15 protein-coding genes are annotated in these 16214 nt (G+C 67.8%); 11 read left to right on the top strand and 4 right to left on the bottom strand.

The genetic code is table 11. The features are described 5' to 3' along the window. Positions 1-142 precede the first annotated feature (142 nt). Entirely contained in the window at positions 143-1387 is a 1245-nt protein-coding gene (locus A5711_RS16690) for a glycosyltransferase (RefSeq protein WP_067948376.1), read from the top strand. A 7-nt stretch (positions 1388-1394) separates the two neighbouring features. On the opposite strand, the gene A5711_RS16685 is transcribed toward A5711_RS16690, so the two are convergent. After that, entirely contained in the window at positions 1395-2051 is a 657-nt protein-coding gene (locus A5711_RS16685) for an amino acid-binding protein (RefSeq protein ID WP_156673434.1), read from the bottom strand. A gap of 95 nt (positions 2052-2146) precedes the next feature. On the opposite strand from A5711_RS16685, the gene gatC reads away from it, so the two are divergent. The 5 genes from gatC to gatB all read left to right on the top strand — a co-directional run bounded on the left by gatC (position 2147) and on the right by gatB (position 8109). Beyond that, a complete protein-coding gene (gene gatC, locus A5711_RS16680) occupies positions 2147-2446 on the top strand; it encodes an Asp-tRNA(Asn)/Glu-tRNA(Gln) amidotransferase subunit GatC (RefSeq protein WP_067948372.1) in 300 nt (99 codons plus the stop codon). Continuing rightward, complete coding sequence (gatA, locus tag A5711_RS16675; RefSeq protein WP_067948370.1) at positions 2443-3924, top strand: Asp-tRNA(Asn)/Glu-tRNA(Gln) amidotransferase subunit GatA; 1482 nt, start codon at positions 2443-2445, stop codon at positions 3922-3924. Before gatC ends, gatA begins: the two co-directional genes overlap by 4 nt. A gap of 43 nt (positions 3925-3967) precedes the next feature. Continuing rightward, positions 3968-4999, top strand: a complete 1032-nt coding sequence (locus tag A5711_RS16670) for an ATP-dependent 6-phosphofructokinase (protein WP_067948368.1) — start codon at positions 3968-3970, stop codon at positions 4997-4999. Between the two features lie 342 nt (positions 5000-5341). Beyond that, positions 5342-6325: a MinD/ParA family protein gene (locus A5711_RS16665; protein ID WP_231987496.1), complete on the top strand. Its 984-nt coding sequence runs from the start codon at positions 5342-5344 to the stop codon at positions 6323-6325. A 272-nt stretch (positions 6326-6597) separates the two neighbouring features. Further along, positions 6598-8109: an Asp-tRNA(Asn)/Glu-tRNA(Gln) amidotransferase subunit GatB gene (gene gatB / locus A5711_RS16660; RefSeq protein ID WP_067948366.1), complete on the top strand. Its 1512-nt coding sequence runs from the start codon at positions 6598-6600 to the stop codon at positions 8107-8109. Positions 8110-8260: 151 nt separating this feature from the next. On the opposite strand, the gene A5711_RS16655 is transcribed toward gatB, so the two are convergent. Continuing rightward, the gene (locus A5711_RS16655) at positions 8261-9382 is read right to left on the bottom strand and encodes a sorbosone dehydrogenase family protein (RefSeq protein WP_067948364.1); all 1122 of its coding nucleotides are present in this window, start codon (positions 9380-9382) and stop codon (positions 8261-8263) included. Positions 9383-9642: 260 nt separating this feature from the next. On the opposite strand from A5711_RS16655, the gene A5711_RS16650 reads away from it, so the two are divergent. Further along, positions 9643-10503, top strand: coding sequence for a DoxX family protein (locus A5711_RS16650; RefSeq protein WP_067948362.1), 861 nt, complete (start codon positions 9643-9645; stop codon positions 10501-10503). Between the two features lie 4 nt (positions 10504-10507). Here A5711_RS16650 and A5711_RS16645 read toward each other — a convergent pair whose 3' ends face one another. Continuing rightward, positions 10508-10867 (bottom strand): PH domain-containing protein, encoded by a 360-nt coding sequence (locus tag A5711_RS16645; RefSeq protein ID WP_197520209.1) that lies wholly within the window; start codon positions 10865-10867, stop codon positions 10508-10510. 361 nt (positions 10868-11228) lie between these two features. On the opposite strand from A5711_RS16645, the gene A5711_RS16640 reads away from it, so the two are divergent. The 3 genes from A5711_RS16640 to ilvC are packed head-to-tail and all read left to right on the top strand — an operon-like array spanning position 11229 to position 14590. Then, positions 11229-13055, top strand: coding sequence for an acetolactate synthase large subunit (locus tag A5711_RS16640; protein ID WP_369827388.1), 1827 nt, complete (start codon positions 11229-11231; stop codon positions 13053-13055). Further along, positions 13055-13555, top strand: coding sequence for an acetolactate synthase small subunit (gene ilvN, locus A5711_RS16635; RefSeq protein WP_067948358.1), 501 nt, complete (start codon positions 13055-13057; stop codon positions 13553-13555). The genes A5711_RS16640 and ilvN overlap by 1 nt, the downstream gene beginning before the upstream one ends. Before the next feature lie 33 nt (positions 13556-13588). Then, a complete protein-coding gene (gene ilvC, locus A5711_RS16630; RefSeq protein WP_156673441.1) occupies positions 13589-14590 on the top strand; it encodes a ketol-acid reductoisomerase in 1002 nt (333 codons plus the stop codon). A gap of 69 nt (positions 14591-14659) precedes the next feature. Here the strand turns inward: ilvC and wrbA are convergent, their stop codons facing one another. Then, a complete protein-coding gene (gene wrbA / locus A5711_RS16625) occupies positions 14660-15262 on the bottom strand; it encodes an NAD(P)H:quinone oxidoreductase (RefSeq protein ID WP_067948353.1) in 603 nt (200 codons plus the stop codon). A 107-nt stretch (positions 15263-15369) separates the two neighbouring features. Here wrbA and A5711_RS16620 point away from each other — a divergent pair. Next, the coding region (locus A5711_RS16620) for an NAD(P)-dependent oxidoreductase (RefSeq protein ID WP_304528455.1) at positions 15370-16214 on the top strand (845 nt) is incomplete at its 3' end.

The raw sequence follows: 16214 nt of genomic DNA, 5'->3' as shown, positions 1-16214 counted from the left end.
TGTGGGCGCGGCCGGGTTGGTCAGTAGGATGCGTCCGACGACCGCTTGGTCTCCCTCGTGGCAGAGCGGGCGGGGCGATCGTGGTTGCCGACCAATCCGATGGGCAACCGTCACCCGGCTCAACTCTTCGCGAGGTTTTTCGATGCATGTCGCACTTTTCACCGATCTTCACCCCGACGGCCTCGGGGGGACGCAAGTTTCGGTGGCCACTCAGCGTCGTGCGCTCGAACAGTGTGGGCACCGGGTCACGGTCTTCACGGCGCCCATGCCCGGCGCGGCCGACCCCGACCCCTGCGTCGTCGAATTGAAGCCGGTGCCCGTCATCGACCCGATCATGCGCAAATTGGGCCGGCACGAGGACTATGTTCTGGTCTGGCCGTCCAAGGCGAATCGCGCGATCATCGACGAGGCGTTCGCCGACCGCGGGCCCATCGATATCGTGCACACCCAGGGTGACCTGGGTGTGGCGATAGCCGGCGTGGAAGCCGCTCGGCGGCACGGTATTCCGGTGGTCCAGACCAAACACACCCGCTACGACACGTATTTCGAGCAAGCCACCCCGGCTCCGCTGTTCCTGGCGATTCTGGTCAGCCAGGTGCAGAAGCGGTACCTCGCACAGGAATTCCACCTGACCCCCGAAAAGGAAAGCGTGGCTTCGCGACTGGCGTGGCGGTTCATGGTGGCGAACGCGCAAGCCGTGGATCATCAGATCACGCCGACCCGGCATTTCGCGCAGTCGCTGGCCAGGCGCGGGGTAACGCGTCCAATATCGGCGATTTCCAACGGCTTTGACGACGACGTGGTCGACCGGGCCAGGACGTCCGTGGTCGCCGCCTTGTCGGACGACGAGCCGCTCCGCCTCGTCTGGTGCGGGCGCCTGTCCTCGGAGAAGCGGGCTCTCGAAGCGATCGAGGCCGTCGCCCAGGTCGACGACTGCACACTCGACATCTATGGGCAGGGACACCTCGAGGCGTCGATGCGGAAACTCATCCACTCGGCCGGACTCGCTCACCGCGTCCGCCTGCACGGTCGCGTCGACCGCGAAGCCTGCCTGGTCGCGATGGGGTCGAGCGACGCGCTGCTGTTCACCTCCTATGATTTCGACACCCAGGGCCTCGTCCTGCTCGAAGCGGTGGCCATGTCGTCGCCCGTCATCTACTGCGACCCGGCGCTGAGCGAAACCGTTCCCGAAGGCGGGGGCATCCTGGCGGCCGACCCGTCCCCGTCCGCACTGGCGGCGGCGATTCGTGCGCTCGCCTCGGACCGCGACCGGCTGCGGGAAATGTCCGGCGTCGCCACCGAACACCGGGACAGCGGCCGCCAATCCGTGCAAACCGAGAAGATCATCGCCATCTACAACAGCCTGCTGGACCCGGTGCCCGCCTAGCCTGGGCTCAGCGCAGCATGGTGGCGACGATTCCGGCCAGATAGCCCAGGCGAGCCACTTCCGATGGCCGGAATTCCGGGCCCGGGCGGCCCAGCACCACCGCCGTGTGCGGGTCGCCCAGCGGGGCGGCGACCATGGTGGTGTCCATGTCGCGCCACGACTGCGGCACCCACTCGCCGGCGCTGTCCAGCGTCGCGGCCCGTTCGATGGGCAGCCACGGGGCGGAATCCGCCCGCGTCTCCGGCGTACCCGGGCTGGAGGCCAGGCGCTGCAGCTCACCGCCCGCGCTGCGCAGCACGGTGCACCAGCTGACGCGCAGCACCCTGGGCGCCTCGTTGGCCAGCACCTGCAGCCGCGAGACCTTGTCGCCCGCCGCGGCGACGTGGTCGAGCAGTTCCAGCTCGCGATGCGCTTCCAACAGCCCGGTGTGCGGGCGCACGCTGTCCACCCGGACGCCCGAAAGCGACTCCGCGGCGGTGATCAGCGTGTCCGGCATCGCCCCCAGCGGGAGCTCGATCACCAGGTCGTCGATCGCATACCCCGAGCTGCGCTCGACCACGTCGAGCGACAAGATGTCGGCGCCCACCGAACCGAGCGCCACGGCCAGCGAGCCCAGGCTGCCCGGGCGGTCGACCAGCTCGATGCGCAACAGATACGACGGCACGGCCAACACTGTTACACAGCGATGCGGGGACTGCATTTCGCGCAGAGCCAACGGGCCTGAACCCGGCCGCATGCTCGCGGCTAGGCTTTCCTGTCGTGTCTCAGATCTCCCGCGACGAGGTGGCGCACCTGGCCCGGCTGTCCCGGCTGGCGCTGACCGATGGCGAGCTCGACAGCTTCGCCGGACAGCTCGATGCCATCCTGACCCACGTCAGCCAGGTGCAGGCGGTCGACGTCACCGGCGTCGAAGCGACCGGTAACCCGCTCAAGGACGTCAACGTCACCCGTCCGGACGAGCCGGCCCCGTGCCTGACCCAGCGGGAGGCGCTGGCCGAGGCGCCCGAGGCCGCCGACGGCCGCTTCGCCGTGCCGCAAATCCTGGGAGACAGCGAGTGAACGACGTCATCCGCGCCGACGCCGCGACCCTGGCCGCCCGGATCGCCGCCAAGGAACTCTCGTCGGTCGAGGTCACCCAGGCGTGCCTGGACCAGATCGCCGCGACCGACGACCGGTATCACGCATTTCTGCACGTGGCCGCCGACGAGGCGCTCGGCGCGGCAGCCGTCGTCGACGAGGCGGTCGCGGCGGGGGAGCGGCTGCCGTCGCCGCTGGCCGGGGTGCCGCTGGCGCTCAAGGACGTCTTCACCACCGTCGACATGCCCACCACCTGCGGCTCCAAGATCCTCGAAGGCTGGCGTTCGCCCTATGACGCCACCGTCACCATGCGGTTACGTGCCGCGGGCATCCCGATCCTCGGCAAGACCAACATGGATGAATTCGCGATGGGCTCGTCGACGGAGAACTCCGCCTACGGGCCCACCCGTAACCCGTGGAACCTCGACCGGGTTCCTGGCGGGTCCGGCGGGGGCAGCGCGGCGGCGCTGGCCGCATTCCAGGCACCGCTGGCCATCGGATCCGACACCGGGGGCTCGATTCGGCAGCCGGCGGCGCTGACGGCGACGGTCGGTGTCAAACCGACCTACGGCACCGTGTCGCGCTACGGGCTGGTGGCGTGCGCGTCGTCGTTGGATCAGGGCGGCCCGTGCGCGCGCACGGTGTTGGACACCGCGCTGCTGCACCAGGTGATCGCCGGGCACGACCCCCGCGATTCCACGTCCGTCGACGCGGCGGTGCCCGATGTCGTCGGGGGAGCCAAGGCGGGCGCGGCCGGTGACCTCAAGGGCGTGCGCGTCGGGGTCGTGAAGCAGCTTCGCGGCGACGGCTACCAGCCGGGAGTGCTGGCCTCGTTCGAGGCTGCGGTCGGCCGGCTGAACGAACTGGGTGCCGAGGTGAGCGAAGTCGACTGCCCGCACTTCGAATACGCGCTGGCCGCCTACTACCTGATCTTGCCGTCGGAGGTGTCGAGCAACCTGGCCCGCTTCGACGCGATGCGCTACGGGCTGCGCGTCGGTGACGACGGGACGCACAGCGCCGAGGAAGTGATGGCGCTGACCCGGGCCGCCGGTTTCGGGCCGGAAGTCAAGCGACGCATCATGATCGGCACCTACGCGCTGTCGGCCGGTTACTACGACGCCTATTACAACCAGGCGCAGAAGGTACGCACCCTGATCGCCCGCGACCTCGACAGGGCGTACGAGTCCGTCGACGTGGTCGTGTCGCCCGCGACCCCGACTACCGCTTTCGCGCTCGGCGAGAAGGTCGACGACCCGCTGGCGATGTACCTGTTCGACCTGTGCACGCTGCCGTTGAACCTGGCCGGCCACTGCGGCATGTCGGTGCCGTCGGGCTTGTCGCCCGACGACGGGCTGCCCGTCGGGCTGCAGATCATGGCGCCGGCGCTGGCCGACGACCGGCTGTACCGGGTGGGCGCCGCCTACGAGGCCGCCCGCGGCCCGCTGCCATCCGCCATCTGACCTTTCGTCGCCGTGCGAGTGGCGGGCAGGGCAAGATAAGGGCATGCGGATCGGAGTTCTCACCGGAGGCGGCGACTGCCCGGGGCTGAATGCCGTCATTCGGGCGGTGGTGCGCACCTGCGATGCCCGGTACGGCTCGTCGGTCGTCGGCTTCCAGGACGGGTGGCGCGGGTTGCTGGAAAACCGGCGCATCCAACTGCAGAACGACGATCGCAATGACCGGCTGTTGGCCAAGGGCGGCACCATGCTGGGGACCGCCCGGGTGCATCCCGACAAATTGCGGGCCGGGCTCGACCAGATCAAGCAGACATTGGACGACAACGGCATCGACGTCCTCATCCCGATCGGCGGCGAAGGCACCTTGACGGCCGCGCATTGGCTGTCCGAGGAGAACGTTCCCGTCGTCGGGGTGCCGAAGACCATCGACAACGACATCGATTGCACCGACGTTACTTTCGGCCACGACACCGCGTTGACGGTGGCCACCGAGGCCATCGACCGCCTGCACAGCACCGCCGAATCCCATCAGCGGGTGATGCTGGTGGAGGTGATGGGCAGGCACGCCGGCTGGATCGCGCTGAACGCCGGGCTGGCTTCCGGTGCGCACATGACGCTGATTCCCGAACAGCCCTTCGACGTCGAAGAAGTGTGCCGGCTGGTCAAACGCCGCTTCCAGCGCGGGGATTCGCACTTCATCTGCGTTGTCGCGGAGGGCGCGAAACCCGTCCCGGGTTCGATCTCGTTGCGCGAAGGCGGGATTGACGAGTTCGGCCACGAGAAGTTCACCGGCGTCGCGGCCCAGCTGGGCGCCGAAGTGGAGAAGCGGATCAACAAGGATGTCCGGGTGACCGTGCTGGGCCATGTCCAGCGGGGCGGGACGCCCACGGCCTACGACCGGGTGTTGGCCACCAGGTTCGGCGTCAACGCCGCCGACGCCGCGCACGCGGGCGAATACGGCCAGATGGTGTCCCTGCGTGGGCAGGACATCGGCCGCGTGGCGCTGGCCGACGCCGTGCGCCAGCTCAAGCTGGTGCCCGAGAGTCGCTACGACGACGCCGCGGCCTTCTTCGGATGATTTCGCCCTAAATACGGCAAACGGCGGGTGACGGCGACCTGAATTTGCCCGGCGATTGACCAGCTTAGAACCGGTCGGCGCAAATTCGTGGTTTCCGGACTGGTCCCCAGCGGTTATACCGGGAGGGTGAGCAACCGCGGTTCGGTTCGCGGAGTCGTTCAACATCCCGCGGCGTCGGCGGGGCCACCGGGCCCGCCGGTCATTCCGCCGCAGCCACCTCGGCGCGTCGACACCGATCCGGCAGCCGCCACGGTGCCACAGCCCCATCGCTCGGATCCGTCCATTCGTCGTCCGCCGTTCAAGCCGCCGCCGCCCCCGCCGCCAGCTGCGCCCGCCCGGGCCGTGCGAGCCCCTGCGCCGCCGCCGGCGCGACTGCCGGGCGGGACAGCACTGGACGGCCTGGACCAGCAGGCGCGGGAGGGTTCCGCGAGGTTCAACTGGCGCGAGGTGGTCCATCGCGTGATCGGCATCGATCTGGGCCCCGGCAGAGACTCACAGTACGAAGAGGACCTACGCAACCGCATTCGCGCGGCGGTGGGCAGCGCATTTCCCATCGCCGTCCTCAACCTCAAAGGTGGCGTCGGCAAGACCGCGGTGGTGGAGGCGCTGGGGTCCACGTTCGCCGACGTGCGACATGACCGGATCGTCGCCGTCGACATCGACGCCGGCGACCTGGCGGAGCGGCATGGCCGTCCGAACTCCCTGAACATGGCCGATCTGCTCGCCGACAAGGCGGTCACGAACTATACGGATGTCCGGGCGCACACCTACATGAACAATTTCGGCCTCGAAGTGCTCGGCTTGCCGGACTATGCGCACACCGACTGGCGACTCGAGCGGCACGACGTGGTGAAGGCGTTCTCGCTGCTGCGGAATCACTATTCGGTCGAGCTGGTGGACTGCCCCAAGGCCCTCAATTCCGGTGTGATGGAAGCGGTCCTGCCCGAGGCGCGGGCGCTGGTCGTAGTGACCAGCACCTCCATCGATGCGATACGAAAGACGGCCACCACGCTGGATTGGTTGGGCAACAACGGTTATCAAGCGTTGGTGCGGTCGACGATACTGGCGATCAACCACGTCGAGCCGGCCAAGGTAGAGCTGCTCGCCGCCAAGGAACTCGAGCGACTGTCCGCACGGGTAGCCGCGACGGTGGTGCTGCCGTTCGATCGCCACATACACGAGGGCAAGCAGATCGAGCTGGATCGGCTGAGCAAGGAAAGCCGCCGCAGTTACCTCGAGATGGCTGCCGTGCTGGCCGACATGTTCCCGGGTAGGGGTGAGGAGCGCAACCGGTTCCCGGTGCCGCGCTCGCCACACTGGCCCTGAGTTCGCCCGGTGCCGCCGCGCTCGCGGTCACCCACTACGCCTGATGGTGGTGACCCGCTTCGCCCGGCTCCGCTGCGCTCGCGGTCACCACTACGCCTGATGGTGGTGACCCGCTTCGCCCGGCTCCGCCGCGCTCGCGGTCACCACTACGCCTGATGGTGGTGACCCGCATCGCCCGGCTCCACCGGGCTCGCGGTCACCACTACGCCTGATGGTGGTGACCCGCTTCGCCCGGCTCTGCCGCGCTCGCGGTCACCACTACGATCGACGGCATGAGTGTTGCTGCCAGCGCCGATCTCATGGACTACGACGACGTCATCGCGCGCTTCGACCCGGTACTCGGCCTCGAGGTGCACGTCGAGCTGTCGACGGTCACCAAAATGTTCTGCGGCTGCTCCACCGCCTTCGGCGCCGAACCCAACACCCAGGTATGCCCCGTGTGCCTCGGCCTGCCCGGATCGCTGCCGGTGCTCAACCGCACGGCGGTGGAATCGGCCATCCGGATCGGGTTGGCGCTGAACTGCGAGATCGTGCCCTGGTGCCGCTTCGCCCGGAAGAACTACTTCTACCCGGACATGCCGAAGAACTACCAGATCTCCCAGTACGACGAGCCGATCGCCATCAATGGGTATCTCGAAGCGCCGTTGGACGACGGCACCACCTGGCGGGTCGAGATCGAGCGCGCGCACATGGAGGAAGACACCGGCAAGCTGACCCACCTGGGCAGTGAGACCGGCCGGATCCACGGCGCCACCACGTCGCTGCTCGACTACAACCGGGCCGGCGTGCCGCTGATCGAGATCGTGACGAAGCCCATCGTGGGTGCCGGCGCCCGGGCGCCGCAGATCGCCCGCGCCTACGTCACGGCCTTGCGAGACCTGTTGCGCGCCTTGGACGTATCCGATGTTCGGATGGACCAGGGTTCGATGCGTTGTGACTCCAACGTGTCGCTGATGCCGACCGGAACGACCGAGTTCGGCACGCGTACCGAGACCAAGAACGTCAACTCGCTGAAAAGCGTTGAGGTGGCGGTGCGTTACGAGATGCAACGGCAGGCCGCGGTCCTCGCATCCGGGGGTCGGATCATTCAGGAGACCAGGCACTTTCACGAGGCGGGGTACACCAGCCCGGGCCGTGCCAAGGAGACAGCCCAGGACTACCGCTATTTCCCCGAGCCCGACCTGGAACCGGTCGCGCCCAGCCGCGAGTTGGTCGAGCAGCTGCGTCAGACGATTCCCGAGCTACCGTGGTTGAGCCGCAAGAGGATTCAGCAGGAGTGGGGCGTTTCCGACGAGGTGATGCGCGATCTGGTCAACGCCGGCGCCGTGGAACTGGTCATGGAGACCGTCAAGCACGGCGCGGCCAGCGAGCAGGCGCGCGCGTGGTGGGGAAACTTCTTGGTGCAGAAGGCCAATGAAGCGAACATCGGCCTGGACGAACTGGCCATCACCCCGGCCCAGGTCGCCGCGGTGATCGCACTGGTCGACGAGGGCAAGTTGTCCAACAAGCTGGCCCGCCAGGTGGTGGAGGGGGTGTTGGCCGGCGAGGGCGAACCCCAACAGGTGATGACATCCCGCGGCCTCGAGCTGGTGCGCGACGATTCGGTGACCCAGGCCGCGGTCGACGAGGCGCTGGCCGCGAATCCCGATGTGGCGGAGAAGATCCGCGGTGGCAAGGTGGCCGCGGCGGGCGCGATCGTCGGCGCGGTGATGAAGGCCACCCGGGGCCAGGCCGACGCGGCACGGGTGCGCGAACTGGTGCTGGCCGCCTGCGGGCAGGGCTAGCCGGCCCACCAGGAGCAACTCGGCGGGGCGCGCGAGACGTCAGCCGATCATTAGGCGAGTCTCGGAAGCGATATCACCCGCGATATCGAATTCGCGAATGATGTAGTGGTTCGTCCACGGTACGGGTGTGGAGTGCTCCGCAAAACCCCGATTAGGTCTTGTCGTCGTTGTTGCGCGGGAAGCCGCCGCCCTGCGGGAACAACGGGAACACCACGTCGTCGAGCTTCTCGGCATCCCCGGCGGTCTTGTTGACCGTTGCGCCCCAGACGTTTCCGTCGGGTGACATCCGCAGCGCCCACGCGTGGGCATGGGTGTCCTTGCGCACCACGTCGGGTTCCCCGGTGACCGCACCCGTCGCCGGCGCCAGCCGCACGGCCACCGTCAGTTTGGTGTTGATCAGGTTGACCAGCACGGTGCCGTCCATCGCCGCGCAGCCGGCCACGCCGGGTTTGTCCGGCCATGTCCACACCGTGGAGACCTCGGAAGCCTTGGTGATGCGCTGCAACCGGTCCGCCGTCGGCGTGCGGTCGGCGACGTACAACGAGCCGTCCACGGGGTCGATGCACAGGCCGCCACCGGAGCCCACGCCCGACAGCGCCGTGGTGGGCGGCGCCTGGCCGATCGTGGTCGGCTGCTCGATGCGAAGGACCTTGCCCGCCAGCGATTTGGGGTCGGCGGCGGCCGCGGGGTTACCCGCGTCACCTGTCAGGACCACCAACGTGGTGGGGCTGGTGAAGATCAGCGCTCCGGTATTGCCGGTGGCCCCCTTGGGGATACCGGTGAGGATGTCCTTCGGGATGTCGCCGTCGGCCACCCGGATCACCCGATTGTCCGTGGGCGTGCTGATGTAGGCGTACATCAGCCGGTCTTGCGCATAGGTCGGTGACAGCACGATGTCCATCAAGCCGCCGTCGCCGGACGGGTCGACCGGGATGACCATCTTCACCTTCGGCTCGGCGCTGACCGAGATCTCCTTGACGGCGCCGGTGGTGCGCTCGGCCACCAGCGCGGTTTTGCTGTCGGGCCCCATGATCAGTCCGCTGGTGCTCTCCAGGCAGCCCTGCATCACGCCGGGAGCCGGGCACGCCTTGGGGAACGGCGTGGGCGGCAGCGGCGGCGGCGGGGGAGGCGTCGAGCTGGGTTGGGGCTTGAGTTCCGGGTTGGTGGTGAAAGGTTGCGACTGGGCGTCGTTGAACCGCGCGCAGCCGCTCGCGACGAGCGCCACCGCGCAGAGCGCGGCAAACCCGCACCGAACCGAGCGCCGTAGTCGCATGACCGACAGGCTACGGATAGTGCGCCCGCCGCCGCCACACGCATGGGCCTGTCCGCCCGGCGCCACACCAACGGAACACTTCTGGCGCCGTCCACGGCCCGCCTTCGGGACCCGAAATGTGCCGTTTCGTACCCGCCTGAGCCGCGAGCGGGCTAATTTCGGGCCGATCCGCGCCGGTTTGGCGGGCAAACCACCGATTGCCTGGCGAAAGCGCCGCTCAAATCCCCAATTCAGCGACAATTGCCCTTACCCTGTCACGCGTGACCAGTCAACCGAATGACGGACATTGGCAGCGGCCCGGCGAATCCCCGGAGCCAACCCCGGGACGCCCCGCGACGGCGCGTGTGGTTGACCCCGAAGATGATCTGACGCCCGTCGGTTACCCCGGCGACTTCAACCCCTCCACCGGAACCACCACCGTCATCCCCTACATGGGCGACCACGCGGGCGTGGGCGGCCCCAGGGCGACGGGTTACAACGTGCTCGACCAGCAGGAGCCCCTGCCCTACGTCCAGCCGCAGTCCGCCCGGCACGCGGCCGCCGAGCCGGCCGAGATCGATGGGGACGACCACCACGACCGGCTGCACGACGTCGGCCGGCGCGGCACCCAGCATCTGGGTTTGCTGATACTGCGGGTCGGCCTCGGTGTCGTGTTGGCCGCCCACGGGTTGCAGAAGCTCTTCGGCTGGTGGGGCGGCTCCGGGGTGGGCGGGTTCAAGAACTCGCTGTCCGACGTCGGCTACCAGCACGCCGACATCCTCGCCTACGTCAGCGCGGGCGGCGAGCTCGTCGCCGGTGTGCTGCTGGTGCTGGGGCTGTTCACTCCGCTGGCCGCGGCCGGGGCGCTGGCCTTCCTGATCAACGGCCTGCTGGCCACCATCACGGCGCGCCCGCATCCGCACACCTTCACGTACTTCCTGCCGGACGGGCACGAATACCAGATCACTCTGATCGTCCTGGCCGTCGCGGTCATCCTGTGCGGGCCCGGCCGTTACGGGCTCGACGCGCGGCGGGGCTGGGCCCATCGTCCGTTCATCGGGTCGTTTGTCGCCCTACTGGTGGGCATCGCCGCCGGCATCGCGGTGTGGGTGCTGCTCAACGGGGTCAACCCGATCGCCTGATCCCTCACTGATACGGGTTGGGCACGCGCCCGGAGCTGGCCTCGGTCAGCTGAGGCAGGGTCGCGAACGTCACCGCGGGCAACCGCAAATCCGCGCCGCTCTTGAGGTGCGCGCGTGCCCAGGAGCCCCGATGGAAGCGCAGCCCGTCGATGTCATCCCACTGCACCGTCTGGCTGCCCAGCAGCGTGCGGACCGTCACGCCTCGATCGTCGGCGACGGTGCGTAGTCGGACGATCATTGCCGACAACAGCACGGGTATCACCAGCAGCGGCACGGACAGCGGCCACAGCATCACCGGGATCAGCAACCCCAGGGTCAAGAATCCGACGGCAAGGTGCGCGATGGGCGAGACCTTGATCACCACGGGCGTGTGGGAAGACGAACCGGTAGCCACCCGACCATCATTTCACCCGGCTCGGGGCACCGGATCTCCGCGCGAGCCGACGGCAGCGGATTTGACTGCTGAGCTGTGCGAAGGCTACCGTCGGACGTTATGGATACCGCCGGACAGCCCGGGATGCTCGTAGTAATTAGTCGGCGCGTTGGTGCCTGACTAGCCTCTTCGGCATTTGAAGCTATCCAGACCAACGCGCAACCCTCGTGCAGCAGAAGAGCTGTCGGGGGTTTTTTGTTGCCCCCAGCGAGACTCCCAGAGTGAATAAGGACGAAAGACAGTGAGCGCACCAACCAGGCAGCACGCCACCCAGCCGGAGCGTGCCGCTGACATCGCCTCGGATGCGGCGGAAACCCCCGCCGCCGCCCCCACAAAGAAGCCGAAACGTGTTGGGCCCGAGAAACTTACCGGCGCCCAGTCGGTGATCCGGTCGCTGGAGGAACTCGGCGTCGAGGTCATCTTCGGGATTCCCGGTGGCGCCGTGTTGCCGGTTTACGACCCGCTGTTCGACTCGAAAAAGCTTCGCCACGTGCTGGTTCGCCACGAGCAGGGCGCGGGCCACGCCGCCAGCGGATACGCGCACGCCACCGGCAAGGTCGGCGTCATGATGGCCACATCGGGCCCCGGCGCCACCAATCTCGTGACGCCGCTGGCCGATGCCCAGATGGACTCGGTGCCCGTGGTCGCCATCACCGGCCAGGTCGGTCGCACCCTGATCGGCACCGACGCCTTCCAGGAAGCCGACATCTCGGGCATCACGATGCCGATAACCAAGCACAACTTCCTGGTCCGCTCGGGCGACGAGATCCCCCAGGTGATGGCCGAGGCCTTCCACATCGCCGCATCGGGCCGTCCAGGCGCGGTGCTCGTCGACATCCCCAAAGACGTGCTGCAGGGGCAGTGCACGTTCAGCTGGCCGCCGCGCATGGACCTGCCTGGCTACAAGCCGAACACCAAGCCGCACAACCGGCAGATCCGCGAGGCCGCCAAGCTGATCGCGGACGCCCGCAAGCCCGTTCTCTACGTCGGCGGCGGCGTCATCCGCGGCGAGGCGACCGAGCAGCTGCGCGAGCTGGCCGAGCTGACCGGCATCCCGGTGGTCACCACGCTGATGGCGCGGGGCGCGTTTCCCGACAGTCATCGGCAGCACATGGGCATGCCCGGCATGCACGGCACGGTCGCCGCGGTGGCGGCGCTGCAGCGCAGCGACCTGCTCATCGCCCTGGGCACCCGCTTCGACGACCGGGTGACCGGCAAGCTCGATACCTTCGCGCCGGAGGCGAAGGTCATCCACGCCGACATCGACCCGGCCGAGATCGGCAAGAACCGCCATGCCGACGTGCCGATCGTCGGCGACGTCAAAGCGGTCATCGCCGACCTGATCGCGATGCTGCGGCACTACGAGCATTCCGGCACCGCGGCAATCCCAGACATGACGGAATGGTGGGCCTATCTGGACAGCGTCCAGTCCACCTACCCGCTGAGCTACGACCCGCAGAGCGACGGCAGCCTCGGCCCGGAATACGTCATCGAAAAGCTCGGCCAGATCGCCGGCCCCGACGCGGTGTACGTCGCCGGGGTGGGCCAGCACCAGATGTGGGCGGCGCAGTTCATCTCGTATGAGAACCCGCGCACCTGGATCAACTCCGGCGGGCTGGGCACCATGGGGTTCGCCATCCCGGCGGCCATGGGGGCCAAGATGGCTCGCCCGGAGGCCGAGGTGTGGGCCATCGACGGCGACGGCTGCTTCCAGATGACCAACCAGGAGTTGGCCACCTGCGCGATCGAGGGCGTGCCGATCAAGGTGGCGCTGATCAACAACGGCAACCTGGGCATGGTGCGCCAGTGGCAGACGCTGTTCTACGAGGAGCGGTATTCGCAGACGGACCTGGCCACGCACTCGCATCGCATCCCGGACTTCGTGAAACTGGCGGAGGCGCTGGGTTGCGTCGGATTGCGTTGCGAGCGTGAGGAAGACGTCGAGGACGTGATAAACCAGGCCCGGGCGATCACCGACCGTCCGGTGGTGATCGACTTCATCGTCGGTGCCGACGCGCAGGTGTGGCCGATGGTGGCCGCCGGCACCAGCAACGACGAGATCCAGGCCGCCCGCGGCATTCGCCCGCTGTTCGACGACGAGAGCGAAGGGCACGCCTGATGCACACCCACACGCTGTCGGTGTTGGTGGAGGACAAGCCAGGTGTGCTCGCGCGCGTGGCGGCGCTGTTCTCCCGGCGCGGTTTCAACATCGAGTCGCTTGCCGTCGGTGCCACCGAGCAAAAGGACATGTCGCGCATGACGATTGTGGTCAGCGCCGAGGAGACCCCGCTCGAGCAGATCACCAAGCAACTCAACAAGCTGATCAATGTCATCAAAATCGTCGAGCTCGACGAGGGTGCCGCGGTGTCGCGCGAGCTGGCGCTGATCAAGGTGCGCGCCGACGCCGGCACCCGCAGTCAGGTGATCGAAGCGGTGAACCTCTTCCGCGCCAAGGTGATCGACGTATCGACCGAGGCGCTGACCATCGAGGCGACCGGTGACCGCGGCAAGATCGAGGCGCTGCTGCGGGTGCTGGAACCGTTCGGTATACGCGAGATAGTCCAATCGGGAGTGGTGTCGTTGTCCCGCGGTCCACGCGGCATCGCCACGGCCAAGTAACACACAAGGAGATATTCAACAGTGGCACTAGAAATGTTCTACGACGACGACGCAGACCTGTCGATCATCCAGGGTCGCAAGGTCGGTGTGATCGGTTACGGCAGCCAGGGGCACGCGCACTCGCTGAGCCTGCGCGACTCCGGTGTGCAGGTGCGCGTCGGGCTGAAGGAGGGGTCGAAGTCGCGGGCCAAGGTCGAGGAGCAAGGTCTGGACGTCGACACCCCCGCCGAGGTGGCCAAGTGGGCCGACGTGATCATGCTGCTGGCGCCCGACACCGCGCAGGCGGACATCTTCAAAAACGACATCGAGCCCAACCTCAAGCCCGGTGACGCACTGTTCTTCGGGCACGGGCTCAACATCCACTTCGGTCTGATCAAGCCGCCCGCCGACGTCACCGTGGCGATGGTGGCGCCGAAGGGTCCCGGCCACCTGGTGCGCCGCCAGTTCGTCGACGGCAAGGGCGTGCCGTGCCTGATCGCGGTCGACCAGGACCCGAACGGCAACGGCGAGGCGCTGGCGCTGTCCTACGCCAAGGCCATCGGGGGCACCCGCGCCGGCGTCATCAAGACCACGTTCAAGGACGAGACCGAGACCGACCTGTTCGGTGAGCAGGCTGTGTTATGCGGCGGCACAGAGGAATTGGTGAAGACCGGTTTCGACGTCATGGTGGAGGCGGGCTACCCGCCGGAGATGGCCTACTTCGAGGTGCTGCACGAGCTCAAGCTCATCGTCGACCTGATGTACGAGGGCGGCATTGCGCGGATGAACTACTCGGTGTCCGACACCGCGGAGTTCGGCGGCTATCTGTCGGGGCCGCGGGTCATCGACGCCGGCACCAAAGAACGGATGCGGGAGATCCTGCGCGACATTCAGGACGGCACGTTCACCAAGAAGCTGGTCGCCAACGTCGAAGGCGGCAATAAGGAACTCGAGCGGCTGCGCAAGGAGAACGCCGAGCACCCCATCGAGGTGACCGGCAAGAAGCTGCGCGATCTGATGAGCTGGGTCGACCGGCCCATCACCGAGACGGCGTAGCTGTCCGCAGGCCGCCCGTCCGCGAAACTTAAACCATGGCGACCGTTTACGGCGTGTCGTGTGCGTGGTTTATGTGTCGCGGAGCCGGCCGGCGGTTTCGACCACGCGGCGGGCCAGGTGGTCCAGGGCGTTCCCGGTGGCCTCGTCGAATTCGTGAATGTTGTCGTGGGTGGAGACCAGGCTCACCCCGTACGGGTTGCCGTCGACGAACTTGACCGGGTCGGTGTAACCGGGCGGCACAATGATGCCGCCGAAATGCATCAGGGTGATGTATAGCGACAGCAGCGTGGTTTCCTGACCGCCGTGCAGCGTGTTGGACGACGTGAACCCCGCGTACACCTTGTCCGCGAGCTTGCCCTCGGCCCACAGCCCGCCGAGCGAGTCCAGGAAGTTGCGCAATTGCGCAGCGGGAGAGCCGAAGCGGGTCGGCGAACCGAAGATCACCGCGTCGGCCCAGACGATGTCCTCACCGGAAGCCGCCGGAAGGTCCTTCGTCGCTTCGTAATTCGCGGTCCAGGCCGGGTTCTGTGCGAACGATTCCGGGTCGCGGGTCTCGGCGACGTGCCTCAGCCGGACTTCGGCGCCGGCGGACTCGGCTGCGACGGCCACGCGTTGTGCCATCGCGGTGTTATGCCCGGTGGCCGAATAGTAGATGATCGCGAGTTTGGTCATCAGCGCATCGTAGGACCTCGCCGGCCCGCGCCCAACGGCCGTCGGCGCAGGTTACGGCAGTGGTGAGCCCGTCGATGCCCGTCGAAGGCAGCCGTTAGGCTGGCCGGGTGAATCTGCCTGTTGTATTGATCGCCGACAAACTCGCCCAATCGACTGTCGCCGCCCTGGGAGACCAGGTCGAGGTGCGCTGGGTAGACGGGCCGGACCGGGAAAAGCTGCTGGCCGCGGTGGGCGAGGCCGACGCGCTGCTGGTGCGCTCGGCCACCACCGTCGACGCCGAGGTGCTGGCCGCCGCGCCCAAGCTGAAGATCGTTGCCCGCGCCGGGGTGGGGCTGGACAACGTCGACGTGGCCGCCGCGACCGAGCGTGGCGTGCTGGTGGTCAACGCCCCCACCTCCAATATCCACAGCGCCGCCGAGCACGCGCTGGCGCTGCTCTTGGCCGCCGCCCGGCAGATCCCGGCGGCCGACGCCTCGTTGCGTGAGCACGCCTGGAAGCGGTCGTCGTTCAACGGCACCGAGATTTTCGGCAAGACGGTCGGGGTGGTGGGGCTGGGCCGGATCGGGCAGTTGGTCGCCCAACGATTGACGGCCTTCGGCACCCACCTCATCGCCTACGACCCCTACGTCTCGCCGGCCCGGGCCGCTCAGCTGGGCATCGAACTGCTGCCCCTCGACGACCTCCTCGGGCGCGCCGATTTCATCTCGGTGCACCTGCCGAAGACGCCCGAGACGGCGGGCCTGATCGGCAAGGAGGCGCTGGCGAAGACCAAGCCGGGCGTCATCATCGTCAACGCCGCCCGCGGCGGCCTGGTGGACGAGGCCGCGCTGGCCGAAGCGGTGAGCAGCGGACACGTCCGCGCGGCCGGTATCGACGTCTTCGCCAAGGAGCCGTGCACCGATAGCCCGCTGTTCGAGCTGCCGCAGGTGGTGGTCACGCCGCACCTGGGTGC

This window comes from Mycobacterium sp. E2238 (assembly GCF_001672665.1).
GTDB lineage: Bacteria > Actinomycetota > Actinomycetes > Mycobacteriales > Mycobacteriaceae > Mycobacterium.
Note: the sequence above shows the minus strand (reverse complement) of the source record. Positions and strands in the feature narration are given on the sequence as shown.